A 1167-nucleotide genomic window follows, 5' to 3' on the forward strand; every position below is an offset into this window, starting at 1 on the left:
CGTATCGCCCTCATCCATATGCAGCGTGCAGGTCAGCTGCCCCTGGAGCGATTTGGCCATCTCCGCCATCTCCTCTTCGTCCGCCACCCGCACGATCAGGCCGAGCGGGCCGAACACCTCTTCGCCCAGCGCCTCATTGGCCAGCCATTCCTTGCCCGTCGTGGCAAAGAGATAGGGCGTGGCATTGCGCAGGTCGCAGGTCGAGCTCAGCAGCTCCTGCACGCCCGCCGTCCCCGCCACGCGCTCACGTCCGGCGCGATAGGCTGCGGCAATGCCGTCGGTCAGCATGGTCTGCGCGCCCATCGGTTCCAGCGCTTTCGTCGCCGCCTCGATGAAAGCGTCGGCCTCTGGCCCGTCAATGACAACGGCAATCCCGGGGTTGGTACAGAACTGACCCGCGCCCATGGTCAGCGATCCGGCCCAGCCTTCGGCGATTCCCGCGCCACGGGCCGACAATGCCCCGGGAAGGATGAACATCGGGTTAACCGAGCCCAGCTCGCCGAAAAACGGGATCGGATCGGGCCGCTGCGCGCAAAGATCAAAGAGCGCGCGCCCGCCGCCCAGCGATCCGGTGAATCCGACCGCGCGGATTAACGGATGTGTAACCAGTGCCGTGCCAACATCGCGCTTGCCGCCCTGAATCAGGCTGAACACACCAGGATGGAGGTTGCATGATTTGATCGCCGCATGAATCGCCTCGGCCACGATCTCGCCCGTGCCGGGATGGGCCGAATGCCCCTTGACCACGACAGGGCAGCCCGCCGCCAGCGCGCTTGCCGTGTCGCCGCCCGCCGTGGAAAAGGCCAGCGGAAAGTTCGACGCGCCGAACACCGCCACCGGGCCGATGGGACGCTGCACCATCTTCAGATCGGGCCGAGGCAGGGGCGCGCGGTCGGGCAGGGCCGCGTCGTGACGCCGGTCGAGGTAGTCGCCCTTGAGAATATGCTCGGCAAAGAGCCGCAACTGTCCGGTGGTGCGCCCGCGCTCGCCCTGAAGCCGTGCCTCGGGCAGGCCGGTCTCCGAGGTGCCGATGGCGGTGATCGCGTCACCACGCGCCTCGATCTCGTCGGCGATGGCGTTCAGAAACGCCGCGCGGTCTTCGCGCGAGGAATGGCCATAGGACCAGAACGCCTCTTCCGCGGCCTTGGCAGCCCGGTCCACCAGCGC

At 67.4% G+C, this 1167-nt stretch carries 1 protein-coding gene; it reads right to left on the reverse strand.

The features are described 5' to 3' along the window. Positions 1-1167, reverse strand: a 1167-nt coding sequence (locus PGB28_RS21285) for an aldehyde dehydrogenase (NADP(+)) (RefSeq protein WP_271423512.1), incomplete at both ends; no start/stop codon positions are given.

This window comes from Primorskyibacter aestuariivivens, from assembly GCF_028023675.1.
Classification (GTDB): domain Bacteria; phylum Pseudomonadota; class Alphaproteobacteria; order Rhodobacterales; family Rhodobacteraceae; genus Marinovum; species Marinovum aestuariivivens.